Below are 15,565 nucleotides of genomic sequence, written 5' to 3'. Positions count from 1 at the left end.
TATCTATAATAGAGGAATATTTCCCTCTTCGCATTCCCGCCACGTTCTGTCATTCCACACCGACGCCTGCACTTCTCCAACATGCGCTTTTCGCAGCAAAAACATACACAGTCTGGATTGACCAATCCCGCCTCCAATCGTGAAAGGAAGTTCTCCATTCAAGACAGATTGATGAAAATCAAGAGCGGCCCGTTCGTTCGCTTGACTCAGGTTCAATTGCTTTTCAAGTGCAGCGGCATCAACACGTATTCCCATGGATGAGACTTCCAGGGCCTGCTCCAGCACAGGAAACCATAATAAAATATCTCCGTTTAACGTCCAATCATCATAATCCGGTGAGCGACCGTCATGCACAATCCCTGAATTCAGCAGCCCGCCTACCTGCATGATAAAAACAGCACTGTATTGGCGTGTAATCTCATTCTCCCGCTCTTTTGGGGTGAGATCCGGAAATCGGTTCTCCAACTCTTGTGTTGTAATGAAGAAAATCTGATCGGGCAGAATGGGTTCAAGGCATGAGTATCGAGTACAGAGTTCTTGCTCTGTTGCTTGAATTGAACGATAGATCTTGCTTACTTCTTCCTTCAGAGTCGCTAGGTTGCGTTGATCTTCAGCAATGACCTTCTCCCAGTCCCATTGATCCACATAGATGGAATGGAGGTTATCCATCCACTCATCCCGTCTGATGGCATTCATATTGGTGTATAATCCTTCACCCACCTGAAAGCCATATGTCTTCAGAGCCATCCGTTTCCACTTCGCAAGGGATTGAACAACTTCAATCTGTCTTTCTTCCATATCCAATGCATCGAAGGAAACGATACGCTCTATTCCGTTCAGATTATCGTTAATTCCTGTACCTTCTTGCAAAAGAACAGGTGAGGGTACCTGTATGAGATTTAAATGCTGCTCCAATCGTTCCTGAAACTTCTTTTTTGAAAAATGTATGGCCTCAGCAGTTTCCCTTAGGTTCAGCATCGGTTTGTACTTGTTCGGTACAACTATCGTTCGCAGCATGAAAGTACATCGTCCCTTCAGTTTGATTATCATGCAGTTTTCTGCATAACTGATGAGAGCAGTCTATGTGCCTATCATGGCGGTGTCGCGTTGTCCCACTCCAGAATTGAAGCATTTGGGTGTACGCCCATCCTCTATGAGAACAGTGCACGCAGCCCTTGAAGCGCAAAATAAACGCCGAACCCAACCAGAGACAAACCGGATACAACGGATATGATGGAGAGGCTTCTTTGATTGAGATAACGCCGCATTCCTGTAGTTAACCCCGCCACAAGCAAATCCCAGAGCGTCAATCCGATGAAGATCATACTGCTGTAAATCAGCAGATGACTTGTCCCAAATGATACTGCTGTTTTGGCCAGAATGGATCCATAAATGCCTAACCAGAAAATAATGGACATCGGGCTGGTAATCGACATGAAAAATCCCAGCATAAAGCAGTGAAAGAGGGAATCCTTGCGATTTTTGGCCGAATGCAGCTTCACTTTGTTCATTTGCAGAATGCTTTCGATGCCAGTATAGGTTAGCGTGAACCCGCCAACGAGCCAGAGGAGAATTTGTACCCAGGGGATATTGAGAAATTGAACCAAGCCCATATAAATCAACAACATAAAGGCAGCATCGGCGATCATGGAACCTGCCCCGACCATCCAGGCATGCCAAAAACCATTTTTGATGCCTTTGTCCAACCGGGCTGAATTGACAGGCCCAATGGGAGCAGCAAGCGTCAAACCAAGGAAAATATAACTGATCAGAAGTTGAACACTCAAGACTTCCTCACTCCTACTCGCTTGTCCAGTTTATTTCCCCATCTTATGATCTAATTACGCTTAACATGACAATATAACAACCGTTTATATCGCTTTTATCTATGAAAAATAAAAAGACTATTTCACAGACAGATAAACACGTCTGGAAATAGCCTCTATATAACGTCGTTATTTGATGCCTCTACATCGTACGATTTTTAGTTTGATCGCTAACCCGAGAATCTTTTACGCTATAGGTGTTCCTGGTGGTAATTTAATGTCCGGTTTTAACAACACCACATCCCCTTTTTCGGGTACACCTCCTAGAACCAATACCTCCGACTTGAATCCGGCTATACGGCGCGGAGGGAAGTTAACAACAGCAATAACTTGTTTCCCTATGAGCACTTCCGCTTCATATCTTTTCGTAATTTGTGCACTCGATTTCTTGATACCAATCTCTTCTCCAAAATCAATCTCCAGCTTGATCGCCGGCATTTTTGCCTCAGCAAAAAACTCAGCATGAATTATTGTTCCAATCCGGATATCCAGCTTCATAAAATCATCAATGGTTGCCATGTATATAATCTCCTCATCTTTTATTCTATTCCAATATAATACACTAAATCCATTTCTCTTTAGCTACGAAATGACTTGAGGATCGTATCCAAAAGTACATGCCCATGCCTAACAATGTAATCAATCCACCTGTTAATTGAAATGTAGATATCGTTTCTCCCAAAAATAGATATGCGAGAATAATTGCCAGAACAGGCTCTCCAATAATCCCTACAGAAACCGTCGTAGCGCCGATCGTTTTTAATAACAGGTTAAAAATATTCTGACCAAAAATGGTTGGGATTACGGCGAGCAACAAGAAATAGGTCCAATCCGAAGAACTGTAACCCACCAAAGGGATTTGATTGAACAAGCAATAAACCAGCATCACGGTCCCGCCCAGGAAAAAAACAAGGATACTGTATAAATTCGAGTCTATTTTACGGCTGACCTTCTGCCCTGCAAGCATATAAGCAGAGACCAAAATGGTTCCCAACAAGGATAGCCCATCTCCTAGTAACGCCTCACGCGAAATCCCTAGATCTCCCCAAGCTATGATAATTGAACCAATGAGGGCAGCAATTAAACAAATGATCGTTAGCATGCTGTTTCGTTCTCTGAACATAAAATAAGAGCCAATCATTACGAATAAAGGCTGCAATGACAAGATGACCATGGAACTCGCCACCGAAGTATGGACCAAGGATTCCATCCAAAATAAAAAGTGTAATCCAAGAAATAGACCTGCTACCATCACGGTAACCCAGTCTTTCTTGTTCATCTTAGAGATTCGAAGGGCTTTCCAGGGTACAAAAGGAAGCATAATGATTACGGATATGTACAATCTGTACATTCCAGCCACAGCTGTTGCCGTATCTGATGATTTGATCATAATCGATGAGATCGAAACAGACAGGATGCTGATTAAAAGCAATACATACGGATGAAGCGGTAATGACGATGGTTTGATTTTCACATGTAAGGCCTCCAGGATGTTTTATCCAATCGTCTGTGCACAGGATTGTATTGATAACCTTAAGATCTGATATAATAATATCACCGCTTATCGATCATTAGTGTAATAATATCTTTCATTTATATCGAAATATCGTCATTTGAGAGGAATTAACCCCATGGAGAAACCCTTACATGAGACCATCCAATATCCCGATACTTCCTTCCCTTATATCATGTACACGCATACGATCCACGATAGCATCCCTGAAGGGAGAGGGTTTAACGACCTGCATTGGCATGAAGATTTACAGATCACGTTGGTTACCAAAGGAACACTGGTGATCCAGGTTAACGGGATGGATCATGAATTACATACAGGTCAGGCCATTCTGATCAATAAAAGCATTCTTCATGTGACGACCCATTTGACGCATAACGGACAGTATGTCAGTTTTAATTTTCCGGAGAAACTGCTGGCTTTCTACTCTGATAGTGCTATGGAGAGAAACTATGTCCTCCCCTATACCAACTCATCTTTCGTATCACTTGTAATCAAAGGCGAAGTTACATGGGAAATCCAAGTATTAGAAATGCTGTGGGATATGAAAGCAAGATTTGAGAAGACCAAACAATGGGGCTGGGAATACGAGGTTTCCATTCAGACGGTACAGCTGTGGCTGACCATAATCTCCAATTTCTCGCTATCGACAGAGGAAGCATCAGCGAACGTGAAGCGGCAACAGGAGAGACTTCAATTCATGCTCAGTTTCATCCACCGTCATTATGCAGATCCGATCACATTACAGGAGATCGCGGATGCAGCTCATCTGAGTGTTTCGGAATGCACCCGAAGTTTTAAGCGTACAATTCATATGACCCCTTACGCCTACTTGATTAAGTATCGAATTAAAAAAAGCTGCGAGTTATTAAGCTCGACCGACTATACAATAACGGAGATAGCCCATAGAGTGGGCTTCAATCATGTGAATCACTTTATTCAGTCTTTCAAAAAACAGCATCAACAACGAACACCTAACGATTTCCGCAGGGGGCGAGTGAAATGATTGAAATTACGACTGAACTGGTACGTGAATTGATCCAGAGTCAATTTCCCGAGTGGAAACACCTAACCATTGCACCCGTAGACAAAAGTGGACACGATAATCGGACCTATCGATTAGGAAATGAGATGACTGTTCGTTTACCGAGTCATGAGCGATATGCCTCTGCTGTTCAAAAAGAATTGACATGGCTGCCCTTTTTCAAGCCTTATCTCTCCTTGCCGATTCCGGCACCGATTGCAAAAGGTGAACCAACGGTAGAATATCCTCTTCCCTGGTCTGTTAACCAATGGATTGAAGGCAGCACAGTCACAGTTGAAAATATAACGGATCTGAACACATTTGCTGAGGATCTCGCTGGTTTTCTAATTGAACTGGAAGCGATTGATGCAAGCCAAGGTATTCCCGCAGGCATCCAAAATTTTCATCGCGGAGGAAACCTGGCTGTTTATGACCAGGACACCAGATCCGTCATAGACGTTTTACCCAGTCAGTACAATCCAAAGCTGTTATTGGAAATATGGGAGCTTGCCCTTGCCACAAAATATGAAGCTGCACCGCTCTGGCTGCACGGTGACGTTGCTGTAGGAAATCTGCTCGTACAAAACGGCCGATTGTGCGGTGTCATTGATTTCGGAACGATGGGCGTAGGTGATCCTTCCAGCGACCTGGTGATGGCATGGAACTTTTTTGATGATAGGAGTCGTGATATTTTCCTCCGCCGAATGAATGCTGACCAAGATATGATTAACCGTGCACGTGGATGGGCATTATGGAAAGCACTTATCACTTATGCCTGGAATGAACCAGGTTCGGAGTCATCCAACTGGGGAAAACGGGTTATCGATGTGATCATCCGAGATTATAAAACACTATAGTTCCTAGTTCATCGTAGTGCATCTAAGATAAAACATAAAAACCGGATTCCTATTGGCGGAATCCGGTTTTATGATTGATAATATAGATAATAGCTAATTAAGCCAGTCTCATTTTGAAATCCTGATATCCGAATTCACGGACAACTTCACAATCGCCATCTTTGCGTTTTACAGCGATGGCTGGCAGTGGCATTCCGTTGAATGTATTCGTTTTGACCATGGAATAGATCGCCATATCTTCAAACACCAGACGATCGCCCTCTTTCAAAGGCTCATCAAACGAATAATCTCCAATGACATCACCAGACAGGCAAGTTTGACCGCCAAGACGGTACAGGTGAGGCTTCTCTCCTGCTTCTCCGGAGCCAACAAGCGGCGGACGATATGGCATTTCCAGTACGTCTGGCATGTGGCAAGTGGCTGACGTATCCAGAATGGCAATGTCCATTCCGTTTTTGTGGAAATCCAGCACAGAAGTCACCAGATAACCCGCGTTAAGCGCAACAGCTTCCCCTGGCTCCAAATAAACTTCCAGGCCATATTTATCCTGCATGCGTTTGATGCATGCTTCCAGTCTTGCAATGTCATAATCCTCACGCGTAATGTGGTGTCCACCACCGAAGTTAATCCACTCCATTTGAGGCAGCCATTGTCCGAACTTCTCTTCCACCGCGTTCAACGTCGTTTCCAGATCGTCGGAATTTTGTTGACATAATGTATGGAAATGCAAACCGGAGACGCCTTCCAGCAGCTCTGCACGGAAATCCTCCTGTTTGGCACCGAAACGTGAACCCGGAGAGCACGGATCATAAATCTCGTGCCCTTCTTGGGTTGAACATTCAGGATTGATACGCAAGCCAATCTTGCGGCCAGCCTGAAGTGCTTTATCCTTAAATTTCGCAAGCTGCGAAAAAGAGTTGAAAATAATGTGATCGCAGATTGAAATAATCTCATCGATCTCGTCTTCGCGGTAGGCTGGTGCAAATACATGATTCTCTTTGCCCATTTCCTCGTGGCCCAGACGGGCTTCATATAACCCACTTGCTGTTGCCCCGCTCAGATATTGTCCGATTAGTGGATACATCGCTGTCATGGAAAATGCCTTTTGAGCCAGCACGATTTTGGCACCTGTACGCTGCATGACACCGTTAAGGATTTTTACATTTTTCTCAATAAGCGCCTCATCAACAACAAAGCATGGTGTCGGTAATTGCTCAAACCGCATCTTAACGAACGAGCTCCGATTCTTTCGCTTCTTCTGGAAGTTCGTCAACAAGAACCGGGTTGAAGTCTTCTACCCATGGAAGTCCCCATTTGTTCAGCTCTTCCATGAACGGATCCGGGTTGAATTCTTCCACGTTGTATACGCCCGGTTTGTTCCATTTGCCTGTCATGACCATAGCTGCACCGATCATTGCTGGAACGCCTGTAGTGTACGAGATGGCTTGGGAACCAACCTCTTTGTAGCACTCTTGGTGATCACAGATGTTGTAAACGTAGTATGTTTTGTCCTTGCCGTCTTTTTTGCCTTTGAAAATGCAGCCGATGTTCGTTTTGCCCACCGTACGTGGTCCAAGGGATGCCGGGTCCGGGAGTACCGCCTTCAGGAATTGCAGCGGGATGATTTGTTTGCCTTCGAATTCGATAGGTTCGATGGAAGTCATGCCCACATTTTCAAGTGCTTTCAGGTGAGTCAGGTAGCTTTGGCCAAATGTCATGAAGAAACGGATCCGTTTCAAGCCAGGAATGTTTTTCGCCAAAGATTCCAGCTCTTCATGGTACAACAGGTACATGTCTTTTTCGCCAACTTCCTTGAAGTCGTAGACACGTTTGATTTCCATCGGTTTGGTTTCGATCCATTCACCATTTTCCCAGTATCTTCCGTTTGCCGAAACTTCGCGGATGTTGATTTCCGGGTTAAAGTTGGTTGCGAACGGATAGCCGTGATCGCCGCCGTTGCAGTCCAGGATGTCGATGTACTCGATTTCGTCAAAGTAGTGCTTCAGGGCATAGGCAGAGAATACGCCAGTTACGCCTGGGTCAAAACCGCTGCCGAGCAGTGCAGTGATTCCTGCTTTTTCAAAACGCTCTTTGTAATCCCATTGCCAGCTATATTCGAATTTTGCAGTATCTTCTGGCTCATAGTTTGCCGTATCCATGTAATGTGTTTTGGTTGCAAGGCACGCATCCATGATCGTCAGATCTTGATAAGGCAAAGCCAGGTTCATGACGATATCTGGTTTAACTTCGTTGATCAGAGCAATCAATTCGTCTACATTATCCGCGTCCACTTGTGCTGTAGTAATTTTTGTTTTGCCACCGTCCAGTTTCGCTTTGAGATCATCACATTTGGATTTGGTACGACTCGCAATACAGATTTCCTCAAAAACTTCGCTATTTTGAACGCATTTGTGTACTGCCACAGAAGCCACGCCGCCGGCGCCGATGATTAGTGCTTTTCCCATTTTTACATTCTCCTATCCCATATGTAGATTTTTTTGGTTTTTGATTCAAATGTCCGTTTCAAGGTCTTCTCATTGTTCAACTTCCGTCAATTCCTGACAACAAAAAAAGCAAGGTGAATAAATGCCGCAATCCGCGCATCATCACACTTGCTTGTCGATATACATCGTGAAAAAACGTAAAGTCTCCATAACCAAAAAAGTTCAAAGAACTCCTCTGGTGGAAAGCTCCCTCATGTATATCAATATCAGATCAGAGTCTATATAGCAAATAATTCGCCTTTACCACTCTTATTGACCGTTTCACAAGTTGATGTGCTATTGCACTGGTTGTAAAGTAACCAACTTATAAAATTTGAGCTTTTAACTCAATCAATAAGGCAACATAAGTTGCCAATCGGCGTTTGACCCGGCTGTCCGTATGGCCTTGACTCCCTCATGGAAGTGGTCAAAATTATCTGCTGGAAAGTGCTCGTTCCAATTGATATAACTGCTTTCCAAAATCACAGGTTAAACAATAACAAACACTTTTAAAAAAATCAAGGGATAACTCAAAAAAACTTTTTTCCTCATTCTGGTCCAGAGTTTCCTTTAATCCGATATGCCTTTTCTGTTTAGCTTTCCGAGCTGGTTAATGACATTCATTATGGTTTTCTCTTCTGCTCCGATGCTTACTTATAGTTTGCACAATGTAACAGGAACATATGAGTGATCATCTTCTTCACTGAAGAAAGAACATTTTTATAAGGTCACGAACCATATCCGCAAGAATTACAAGTCTTTTCTGCATTCCCGGATACAATAAGTTAATTATGGAATCAAGTTTATCAACAGACATTAGTATAGTTACTAAAGTTACTGAAACTTTACACCTTTACCCATTTATATTGTTCTCCCTTTTCTTTGTACTTATTTACTTTAGGAATCATTGAAGTTTATGGTTCATTCTTCTCTCTCAATCCTGCCTGCGATAATCTGAGGTGGATCAGATTGTCTGACATGATAGAACCCTTCCTCATTCACTTTGGGAGTAATTTTAACTTTGTCTCCTACTTCAAGCTGCTCAAGGAGCTCAGTATCTTCAACAATATAATGGATTAGGGTGACCTTTTTTTCTCTAAGATCGCCAAAAGGTTGATCCGCATCTTCTCTAGATATATTTTCCGCTACAAGAATTCGATCTTCTTCCTTCTGAAGAATGTAATTCCCAACTTTACTTGTCGAGAATACTTTACATCCACTAAGTGTACATAGAAGAACGAGTAGCGTCACACTTATGACCGATTTTCTCAATTATATTCCTCCTCACAACACAGCTACCTCCTATATTAGACGTTTGGATTAAAACGTTTGTTGCTTCTTCATCTAACATCCACCAACAAAAAAAGCCGCAATATGCGGCTTTAATGACTTACCAAGGAAGCTGACTATCCATATAGTAGAAGCTGCCTGTTGGACCGTCTTCAGACAAGGTAGCCAGACGCACAGCCGTTTTGGCACCTTCCTCTGGGGATAACTCTGCCTTTTCACCACCCATTTGTGTTTTAACCAAACCGGGATGTACGGAATTCACTTTAAGATTCGTTCCTTGCGCTTTTTGAGCCCAATATGCTGTCAGCATATTTAATGCTGCCTTGGATGCTGAATATGCAGGTGTGGCAATCCGCTGCGCAAGCTCATTGGTCAGCAGAAATTGTATGGAACCGAGAGCACTGCTCTGATTAACAATCCGACCGGCCTCACTATTCAAAAGCAGAGGCATTAATGATTCTGTGAGATGATAAGGACCAAAAGTGTTGACCTCAAACGTATCACGTAGTGCATCGCCTTCGTAATCCTCTTTTTCAGCCCATACCCCTGCATTATTGACCAGGATATCTAATTGACCATACGTGTGACTAATCCATCTGGATACCTTCGCAATATGCTCCGGGTTTGTCACATTCAGCTCTACACCCACGGCTTCGATGCCTTTCTTGCTTAGTTGGTTTGCTGTTTCATCAGCTGTTGCTTGGTTGCGTGCGGCTACCAAACCCGATGTTTGCACATGTCTTACACTTCTTAGATGATCCACGTAAGCCTCTTGGCTAATGGCAATCTGCTCATCCGTGATATGATTGGCGTTATGGATAGCAAATGGCGGCAGATAATGGGCCCCGACATAGTTGGCGAGCGCCTCCATTGGTTTTGCAATATCCCGAATGGTAAACAGATTGTATCCGCCGGGCTGATATGAAGCCGCAGTGCCTGCTGTTGAAATTGCGATGCCGATCTCTTTCCCTTTAAGATACTCCCCACCCGGGCCGAATGCCCAGCCGTATGCGAGCACCTCGTCGAACCACTGCTTCAAGAGTGGTGGCGTGCTGTACCAATATAAAGGGTATTGGAAAATAATCCGGTCATGACGTTCCAACAGTCCTTGCTCATGGGTCACATCGATAGATTTATCTTGATATAACTCATCCAGCACATGTACGGTCGTATCCGGCTGCTCCCTCATGGTATCAACCAATGCCCGGTTAATCCGTGAATTTTGCAAATCCGGGTGAGCTACAATAATTAGTGTCTTCATGTTTAAACACTCCTTTAATTTTTATATGAGAATGATCATTCTAAAAATGGCGCAAAAGAATGTTCTGCATTTGGTTAAGGCAAGAGCTGGCTCCTGCACTTAACCATCCGCCATTGCTTTTATTGAGTATGACCATTCTAATATCCCGTCAAGATGACACCACTTCATCTTATTTTTCTAACAAAAGCATGCTCATTGTGGAAATACGCTCTAGCTTTTCCTTAGGCACTGATGTCCGGGCCATTACCCTTATCCCGATTAAAGAATTATGCAAGTACTCCGCTAATTCTTGCGCGTCATACTGGCTTGAGAACTCCCCATTTTCTTGCCCCCAGGTGACGATCTCCACAAGAAGATGCTCCACTTTTTCAAAGGCTCCAACCGCTTTGGCATCTACATCTTCATCTCGGCAGGCCATTTCCACTGCAGAATTGACAAACATGCATCCAGGTGGCTCGCCCTCTTCAGTGCTGCTCATATAATCAAAGATAAAATGAAGAGCTTCCTTGGCTGTTTTCGCTTGCTTGACGCCTGCGGCCAATTTGGCATCGGTACGATTACCGAACCGTTCCATTGCTTTGAAGAACAAGGTACGTTTATCGGTGAACGTATCATAAATGCTTCTCCGATGAATACCCATGTGCTCAACGAGATCGCTCATCGACGTTTTCTCATACCCCTGCTCCCAGAACAGCTTCATGGCTTTATCTAAAACTTCGTTTTCCTCAAATTCTTTGCTTCTCGCCATCTCAGGTTCCCTCCTTTCACCAAATTATAATGTGTTTATAACGTTTTAAAGAATATTCTACAGATGCTCATAGGTTTCTTTTTCCTGTAAAATCATCCTAACAGAATGAGAACGATCAGTAAAGAATTAAATTTTACCGAACGTTCTCAAATTAAGTTCTCGCTTATTCCCCTTGTCTTTTCAAGCCATGTATAGATTAATCGCCCAGATTCAAATTCCATATACTTGCTGCTCGTTCTTGCTTTTACTTCAACTTCTCAGAAAAAGCGCTTGTGTTTTTCTTAAGGATCGTGAACTTTTTAAAACAACGAGGGTGAGTTGATGAATGCTAAGGTAGGTAGAAGCAAAGTTCGTAGAAAGCTTTTTCTATTGTGAATTTTTCATATGTTTAAATATTGTAAATAGGGATAAATTTAAACCTTTTCTTTGTGGTTTCAAACTTTTTGCCATTCATTTTGTTCATTAATTGAAATAGTTGATGGTACGAAATCATTGGAAATTGGCTTATCGAAAATATTGATTAGATTAACACTTGATCAGAAGTTCATTTAACTTCGAATAAAAACATGAAGCAGCTGCCACTGCAGCTGCTTCATAATCCGGTATGAACTTTAATCTGATAATCTGATTTATATTCAGATGCTACCTTTTCACAGTCTCCTATTCGTCAAAGCGCAAAGTGAATACAAGAGCCCATTCGATTTTGCTTAAACTTTCCTCTGAGAAACCTCCTGCAAATACCTGGTTTGAACTTGTTGCATGCATAGCGAATGTATGAACTGGATGATCTGGTGTAAACGTTAAAGTTTCGGTGTTTTGAATCAACCCTCGTCCTTTCAGCTCCGATTTCCAAGGAAGCGTAAACGTAGCTAAGCCTGACCCTGTACTGATTTTAACAATGCATACTTCTTTGTCTTCTTCTGTTCTTACCGTATCAATGGATATAATGACTTCAATTTCATTACTGTTATTCACCTGTCCTTCCGGACTGAAGAACAGGTCCCCTATAGATCCTGCAGAATCTACCTTCACTCCATTCTCCCATATATCCATATCCAAACTAGCGCTCGGTTTCTCTTCCTCGTATCTTAACTTAAATGCACCAGACATAGTACCGAGGAAAGGTCTTAATTTTGCCGTTTCTCCTTGAGTCAGATCCACCGGAGTTAATGTGATGCTGTCAGTTATCGATTGGTCCGGTTTAATAGCCTCTGCGCTATCTGCCGAACAACCTGTTAGTACAAACAAGAAGATAATTATGTAATGTCTTAATCGCAAATTTTCACCTCCAATCCGGATGAAGATCAAACTTTAACATGCTATTTTATTGTACCATACATTTTTTACATATTTATCTATAATCATGAATCAATACATATCCATAATGTATATACCTATGTGCGCTATAAATTAATAAAAGCAGCTGATCGCAAGGATCTAGCTGCTTTTTTCATTATGCTGTTATCTCATTCATATTGATATCATAGCCAACGAATGTACAAGAACTAACAAAGGCTGAAAACAACTTTTGGCTGTATGAATCTACTGTGTAGCTGTACTCCGGATGCCATTGCACTGCCAGCACAAATTTTTGGTTAGGCATTACTACGGATTCAACTATTCCATCCTCAGCGACTGCAGCTGCTTGCAGCTTATCCGAAAGCATTTTGATTCCTTGATGATGGTAACTGTTCACTTTGATCGTATCTACTTGAATAATGTCATGCAGCAAGCTACCTTTTTCAATATGTACATCGTGTACAAGATTCGTATAGGGTGGGTTTTGCTTATGATTAACGGTATTCCTTACTTGAAGCTGTGTAGGAATATCCTGATACAAAGATCCACCCAGTATCACGTTAAACAGCTGTAATCCCCTGCATATGCCGAAGGCAGGCTTATCGAGTTCGATTACTTTCTGAAATAACAAGGACTCCATCATATCACGTTCCATGCATAACTCCCCGCAGGTATCTTCTGCATCTTCATGATAAAGCTCCGGATTAATATCATGTCCGCCCGTGAACAAGAACCCGTCAAACTCATTCGCCAACGTTGCGATTATTTCGAGATTTGTTGTCAACGGCAGCATCACTGGAATTCCGCCTGCACTCTCGATTGCGTTCATATAATCTGGAAGCATCCAGTAACTTTTTTTGTTGGAATCATACAGCGGCAGGACTCCGATCATCGGCTTCTTCATTGGCTTACCTCCTAATGGGGTCATTTTCATGTTCATCGCTTTGTGAGAAAACGGAAATCTTTTCATTTATTTTATCATTTCTCCTGATATACAAACTCACCAAATCATTGCATTTTCCTACCCATTGCCTATCTCAATCCTGCATACCTTTTACAGATTTAGCTTCACTGGTAAATAATCCAATATGTTATTTATAGAATATCCCGGGTAATGATTAATCAAGATTCCGAACTTGGGAGGGATAGGAATGTTCCTGGAGTTAAGCATCAAACTAGTCATTAGCTTCTTCGGCCTATGGGCCATTGCCTTTATTACCGGCAGAAAAACGCTAAGCCAACTTACACCGCTCGATTTCCTATCCTCGTTGGTGCTCAGTGAGATTGTGGGAAATACGCTGTATGATGATGAGATCAAGGTATCTCATCTATTATTCGCATTAGCACTTTGGACTGCACTCTCATACCTTTTCGAGAAAGCCACAACGCGATTTGTGAAGTTCGGATATGTCGCGGAAGGACGAGTCGTGCTCTTAATTGATAATGGAGAAGTCAATCAAGGCTTGTTAAAAAAATACGACATTGAATTTAAGCAGCTGCTCTCCATGCTTCGTAAACAGAATGTATTTTCAATTCAGGAAGTGAAATACGCCATCCTGGAAACGGATGGATCGTTATCCGTGCTTCGCAAGCCCGAGTACGAACCACCTACCGCAGAAGATATGGGTATGGAGACATCACCTGATCGTTTTGCGGTAACCGTAATTGATAAAGGAGAGCTGCTTAAGAAGTCCATGAAAGGTAAAAATATCGATATGGAGATGGTCAAGGTAGAAATTCAGAAGCAGGGCTATGACAATATAAAGGATATCGCCTATGCAGAATATGGTGACGACGGAGAACTATACATTATTCCGAAAAGCAAAAACGGAAAAGCTTAATTCAAATCTCTTCGGTCCATTATAAATAAAAAGACCGGGTACATGGTAAGCCCATATACCTGGTCTTTTTTGGTACTCATGTATCTACGCAGCGTTTGCTGTGGTCGCTTCATCCGCATTCAACTGAATGGTACGCTGGCATATTCTTGTAATGGCAAAAGCCAGCAAAGCTAATACCACGGCTACCGCAGGCACCCATGCCACACCGCCAAGATTAACGGCAATTCCACCGACCCCAGAACCGAGAGCAATGCCCACATTGGCCGCCACAGGCAGCAGTGTGGATGCAAAAGCTTTGGATTCCGGTGCAATCGATCCAGATACATCAAACAGATACAACTGGGATGCTGCGCTCATTGACGACGACAGACAGCCGATCAGTAGCAGGAATGTCAAACCTAGCCACAGATTGGACACAGCGAAACTCAGTCCGAGGAAAATAACCGCTTGGATGACGAAAAGCCACTTAAGTTTGGGTAGAAAATCACCCTTGGCTATTTTGGCACCGATCCAATTGCTCAGAATACTGCATGCCCCATAGATTAGGAGTATAGCGCTAATCCAACGTACGGGCACCCCCATAGACTCGCTGAGTAGCGGTGTAATATAAGTAAAAGTGACGAAGATACAGCTGTTGCCCAGCACGGGAATTAAGCAGGCCAACAATATGCGAGGTTTCATAAAGAGAGCCATCTGATCACCAAATGAACCGGTAACGGTAGTCGTGCGGCGTGGAAGGATTCGGAACATGAATACAAACGGAACAACACCGAAGCATGCAGTAACTACGAATGTCATGGACCAGTTCAGATGCTGCCCAATAAATGTACCGAGCGGCACACCTAGTACATTCGCGATAGAAAACCCGCCCAAAATCCAAGCAATAGCTTCCCCTCTCCGATCCCGATGAACGGCGTCGCTTGCGATTGAGATCGAAAGCGATATCGTAAGTCCGCAAGCAACGGCCGAAACGATGCGAATAGCCATCAAGGAAGGGAATGTTGTTGAGAACACAGTTAATACATTCAACACAAGCACAATGGCAAATCCAATTAAGATGGAGCTTCTTCTGGAAATTTTGGCCAAGGAAGCCACGGCGAATGGTGTCCCCACTGCATAAGCAATAGCGAATCCGGACACTAGGGCACCTGCAGCAGCGAGAGATACTTTCATATAACTCTCAATTTCTTTCAACACACCCACAATGACATACTCGGTTGTTCCCAGTACAAAGCTGACGAGCGTAAGCGTTAAAATAAGTAGATTTTCTCTAGTTCTGGTCATCAATTTAATTTCACTAATCCTTTCTAATGTTGCAAGCGCTTCAATTCTTAAGACAGCTCCTACTCTATGTATTTTCTGCTTTCCCATCCCTTCGATTTCGATATATAGTACATATTGGATAGTGAAATTGTACTGTCAG

Annotated in this window: 15 protein-coding genes; 3 read left to right on the top strand and 12 right to left on the bottom strand. The window is 43.0% G+C overall.

Going from position 1 to position 15,565, the window contains the following annotated elements; all coding sequences use genetic code 11:
* Window positions 1–3 precede the first annotated feature (3 nt).
* The 4 genes from asnA to MHB82_RS14390 all read right to left on the bottom strand — a co-directional run bounded on the left by asnA (window position 4) and on the right by MHB82_RS14390 (window position 3,300).
* Complete coding sequence (asnA, locus tag MHB82_RS14405; RefSeq protein ID WP_341175030.1) at window positions 4–1,017, bottom strand: aspartate--ammonia ligase; 1,014 nt, start codon at window positions 1,015–1,017, stop codon at window positions 4–6.
* 134 nt (window positions 1,018–1,151) lie between these two features.
* Window positions 1,152–1,787: a LysE family transporter gene (locus MHB82_RS14400; protein ID WP_095358105.1), complete on the bottom strand. Its 636-nt coding sequence runs from the start codon at window positions 1,785–1,787 to the stop codon at window positions 1,152–1,154.
* Between the two features lie 225 nt (window positions 1,788–2,012).
* The gene (gene csaA, locus MHB82_RS14395) at window positions 2,013–2,345 is read right to left on the bottom strand and encodes a chaperone CsaA (protein WP_110822198.1); all 333 of its coding nucleotides are present in this window, start codon (window positions 2,343–2,345) and stop codon (window positions 2,013–2,015) included.
* Window positions 2,346–2,388: 43 nt separating this feature from the next.
* Entirely contained in the window at window positions 2,389–3,300 is a 912-nt protein-coding gene (locus MHB82_RS14390) for a DMT family transporter (RefSeq protein ID WP_110822199.1), read from the bottom strand.
* A 157-nt stretch (window positions 3,301–3,457) separates the two neighbouring features.
* Between MHB82_RS14390 and MHB82_RS14385 the strand changes: the two genes are divergently transcribed.
* Together MHB82_RS14385 and MHB82_RS14380 are read left to right on the top strand one after the other, a co-directional pair.
* Window positions 3,458–4,345, top strand: coding sequence for an AraC family transcriptional regulator (locus MHB82_RS14385; protein ID WP_341175029.1), 888 nt, complete (start codon window positions 3,458–3,460; stop codon window positions 4,343–4,345).
* On the top strand, window positions 4,342–5,220 hold the full coding sequence (locus tag MHB82_RS14380) for an aminoglycoside phosphotransferase family protein (protein ID WP_341175028.1): 879 nt from the start codon (window positions 4,342–4,344) through the stop codon (window positions 5,218–5,220). The genes MHB82_RS14385 and MHB82_RS14380 overlap by 4 nt, the downstream gene beginning before the upstream one ends.
* 97 nt (window positions 5,221–5,317) lie before the next feature.
* On the opposite strand, the gene nspC is transcribed toward MHB82_RS14380, so the two are convergent.
* The 7 genes from nspC to MHB82_RS14340 all read right to left on the bottom strand — a co-directional run bounded on the left by nspC (window position 5,318) and on the right by MHB82_RS14340 (window position 13,205).
* Window positions 5,318–6,445, bottom strand: coding sequence for a carboxynorspermidine decarboxylase (nspC, locus tag MHB82_RS14375; RefSeq protein ID WP_341175027.1), 1,128 nt, complete (start codon window positions 6,443–6,445; stop codon window positions 5,318–5,320).
* Between the two features lies 1 nt (window position 6,446).
* Complete coding sequence (locus MHB82_RS14370) at window positions 6,447–7,685, bottom strand: saccharopine dehydrogenase family protein (protein WP_095287196.1); 1,239 nt, start codon at window positions 7,683–7,685, stop codon at window positions 6,447–6,449.
* Between the two features lie 939 nt (window positions 7,686–8,624).
* The gene (locus tag MHB82_RS14365) at window positions 8,625–8,975 is read right to left on the bottom strand and encodes a DUF3221 domain-containing protein (RefSeq protein WP_341175026.1); all 351 of its coding nucleotides are present in this window, start codon (window positions 8,973–8,975) and stop codon (window positions 8,625–8,627) included.
* A gap of 118 nt (window positions 8,976–9,093) precedes the next feature.
* Complete coding sequence (locus MHB82_RS32100; protein ID WP_445671231.1) at window positions 9,094–10,254, bottom strand: SDR family NAD(P)-dependent oxidoreductase; 1,161 nt, start codon at window positions 10,252–10,254, stop codon at window positions 9,094–9,096.
* A gap of 169 nt (window positions 10,255–10,423) precedes the next feature.
* Window positions 10,424–11,002 (bottom strand): TetR/AcrR family transcriptional regulator, encoded by a 579-nt coding sequence (locus MHB82_RS14350; protein WP_341175025.1) that lies wholly within the window; start codon window positions 11,000–11,002, stop codon window positions 10,424–10,426.
* A gap of 660 nt (window positions 11,003–11,662) precedes the next feature.
* Window positions 11,663–12,250 carry a hypothetical protein gene (locus MHB82_RS14345; RefSeq protein WP_341175024.1) on the bottom strand — a complete coding sequence of 196 codons (588 nt, stop codon included), beginning with the start codon at window positions 12,248–12,250 and terminating at the stop codon, window positions 11,663–11,665.
* 205 nt (window positions 12,251–12,455) lie between these two features.
* Entirely contained in the window at window positions 12,456–13,205 is a 750-nt protein-coding gene (locus MHB82_RS14340) for a gamma-glutamyl-gamma-aminobutyrate hydrolase family protein (protein ID WP_341175023.1), read from the bottom strand.
* A 247-nt stretch (window positions 13,206–13,452) separates the two neighbouring features.
* On the opposite strand from MHB82_RS14340, the gene MHB82_RS14335 reads away from it, so the two are divergent.
* Window positions 13,453–14,142, top strand: a complete 690-nt coding sequence (locus MHB82_RS14335) for a DUF421 domain-containing protein (protein WP_341175022.1) — start codon at window positions 13,453–13,455, stop codon at window positions 14,140–14,142.
* A gap of 84 nt (window positions 14,143–14,226) precedes the next feature.
* Here MHB82_RS14335 and MHB82_RS14330 read toward each other — a convergent pair whose 3' ends face one another.
* A complete protein-coding gene (locus tag MHB82_RS14330; protein WP_341175021.1) occupies window positions 14,227–15,426 on the bottom strand; it encodes an MFS transporter in 1,200 nt (399 codons plus the stop codon).
* Window positions 15,427–15,565 lie beyond the last annotated feature (139 nt).

It is taken from the genome of Paenibacillus sp. FSL K6-2862 (assembly GCF_038005125.1).
Lineage (GTDB): Bacteria > Bacillota > Bacilli > Paenibacillales > Paenibacillaceae > Paenibacillus > Paenibacillus illinoisensis_A.
The sequence above is the reverse complement of the archived record's forward strand: the minus strand, read 5'-3'. Positions and strand labels throughout refer to the sequence as shown.

What these genes read in the sequence shown, in the direction of transcription:
- MHB82_RS14340 (WP_341175023.1), bottom strand. Translation starts at nt 13,205, where the DNA reads ATGAAGAAGCCGATGATCGGAGTCCTGCCGCTGTATGATTCCAACAAA.
- MHB82_RS14370 (WP_095287196.1), bottom strand. Translation starts at nt 7,685, where the DNA reads ATGGGAAAAGCACTAATCATCGGCGCCGGCGGCGTGGCTTCTGTGGCA.
- csaA (WP_110822198.1), bottom strand. Translation starts at nt 2,345, where the DNA reads ATGGCAACCATTGATGATTTTATGAAGCTGGATATCCGGATTGGAACA.
- MHB82_RS14350 (WP_341175025.1), bottom strand. Translation starts at nt 11,002, where the DNA reads ATGGCGAGAAGCAAAGAATTTGAGGAAAACGAAGTTTTAGATAAAGCC.
- MHB82_RS14380 (WP_341175028.1), top strand. Translation starts at nt 4,342, where the DNA reads ATGATTGAAATTACGACTGAACTGGTACGTGAATTGATCCAGAGTCAA.
- nspC (WP_341175027.1), bottom strand. Translation starts at nt 6,445, where the DNA reads ATGCGGTTTGAGCAATTACCGACACCATGCTTTGTTGTTGATGAGGCG.
- asnA (WP_341175030.1), bottom strand. Translation starts at nt 1,017, where the DNA reads ATGCTGCGAACGATAGTTGTACCGAACAAGTACAAACCGATGCTGAAC.
- MHB82_RS14335 (WP_341175022.1), top strand. Translation starts at nt 13,453, where the DNA reads ATGTTCCTGGAGTTAAGCATCAAACTAGTCATTAGCTTCTTCGGCCTA.
- MHB82_RS14385 (WP_341175029.1), top strand. Translation starts at nt 3,458, where the DNA reads ATGGAGAAACCCTTACATGAGACCATCCAATATCCCGATACTTCCTTC.
- MHB82_RS32100 (WP_445671231.1), bottom strand. Translation starts at nt 10,254, where the DNA reads ATGAAGACACTAATTATTGTAGCTCACCCGGATTTGCAAAATTCACGG.
- MHB82_RS14330 (WP_341175021.1), bottom strand. Translation starts at nt 15,426, where the DNA reads ATGACCAGAACTAGAGAAAATCTACTTATTTTAACGCTTACGCTCGTC.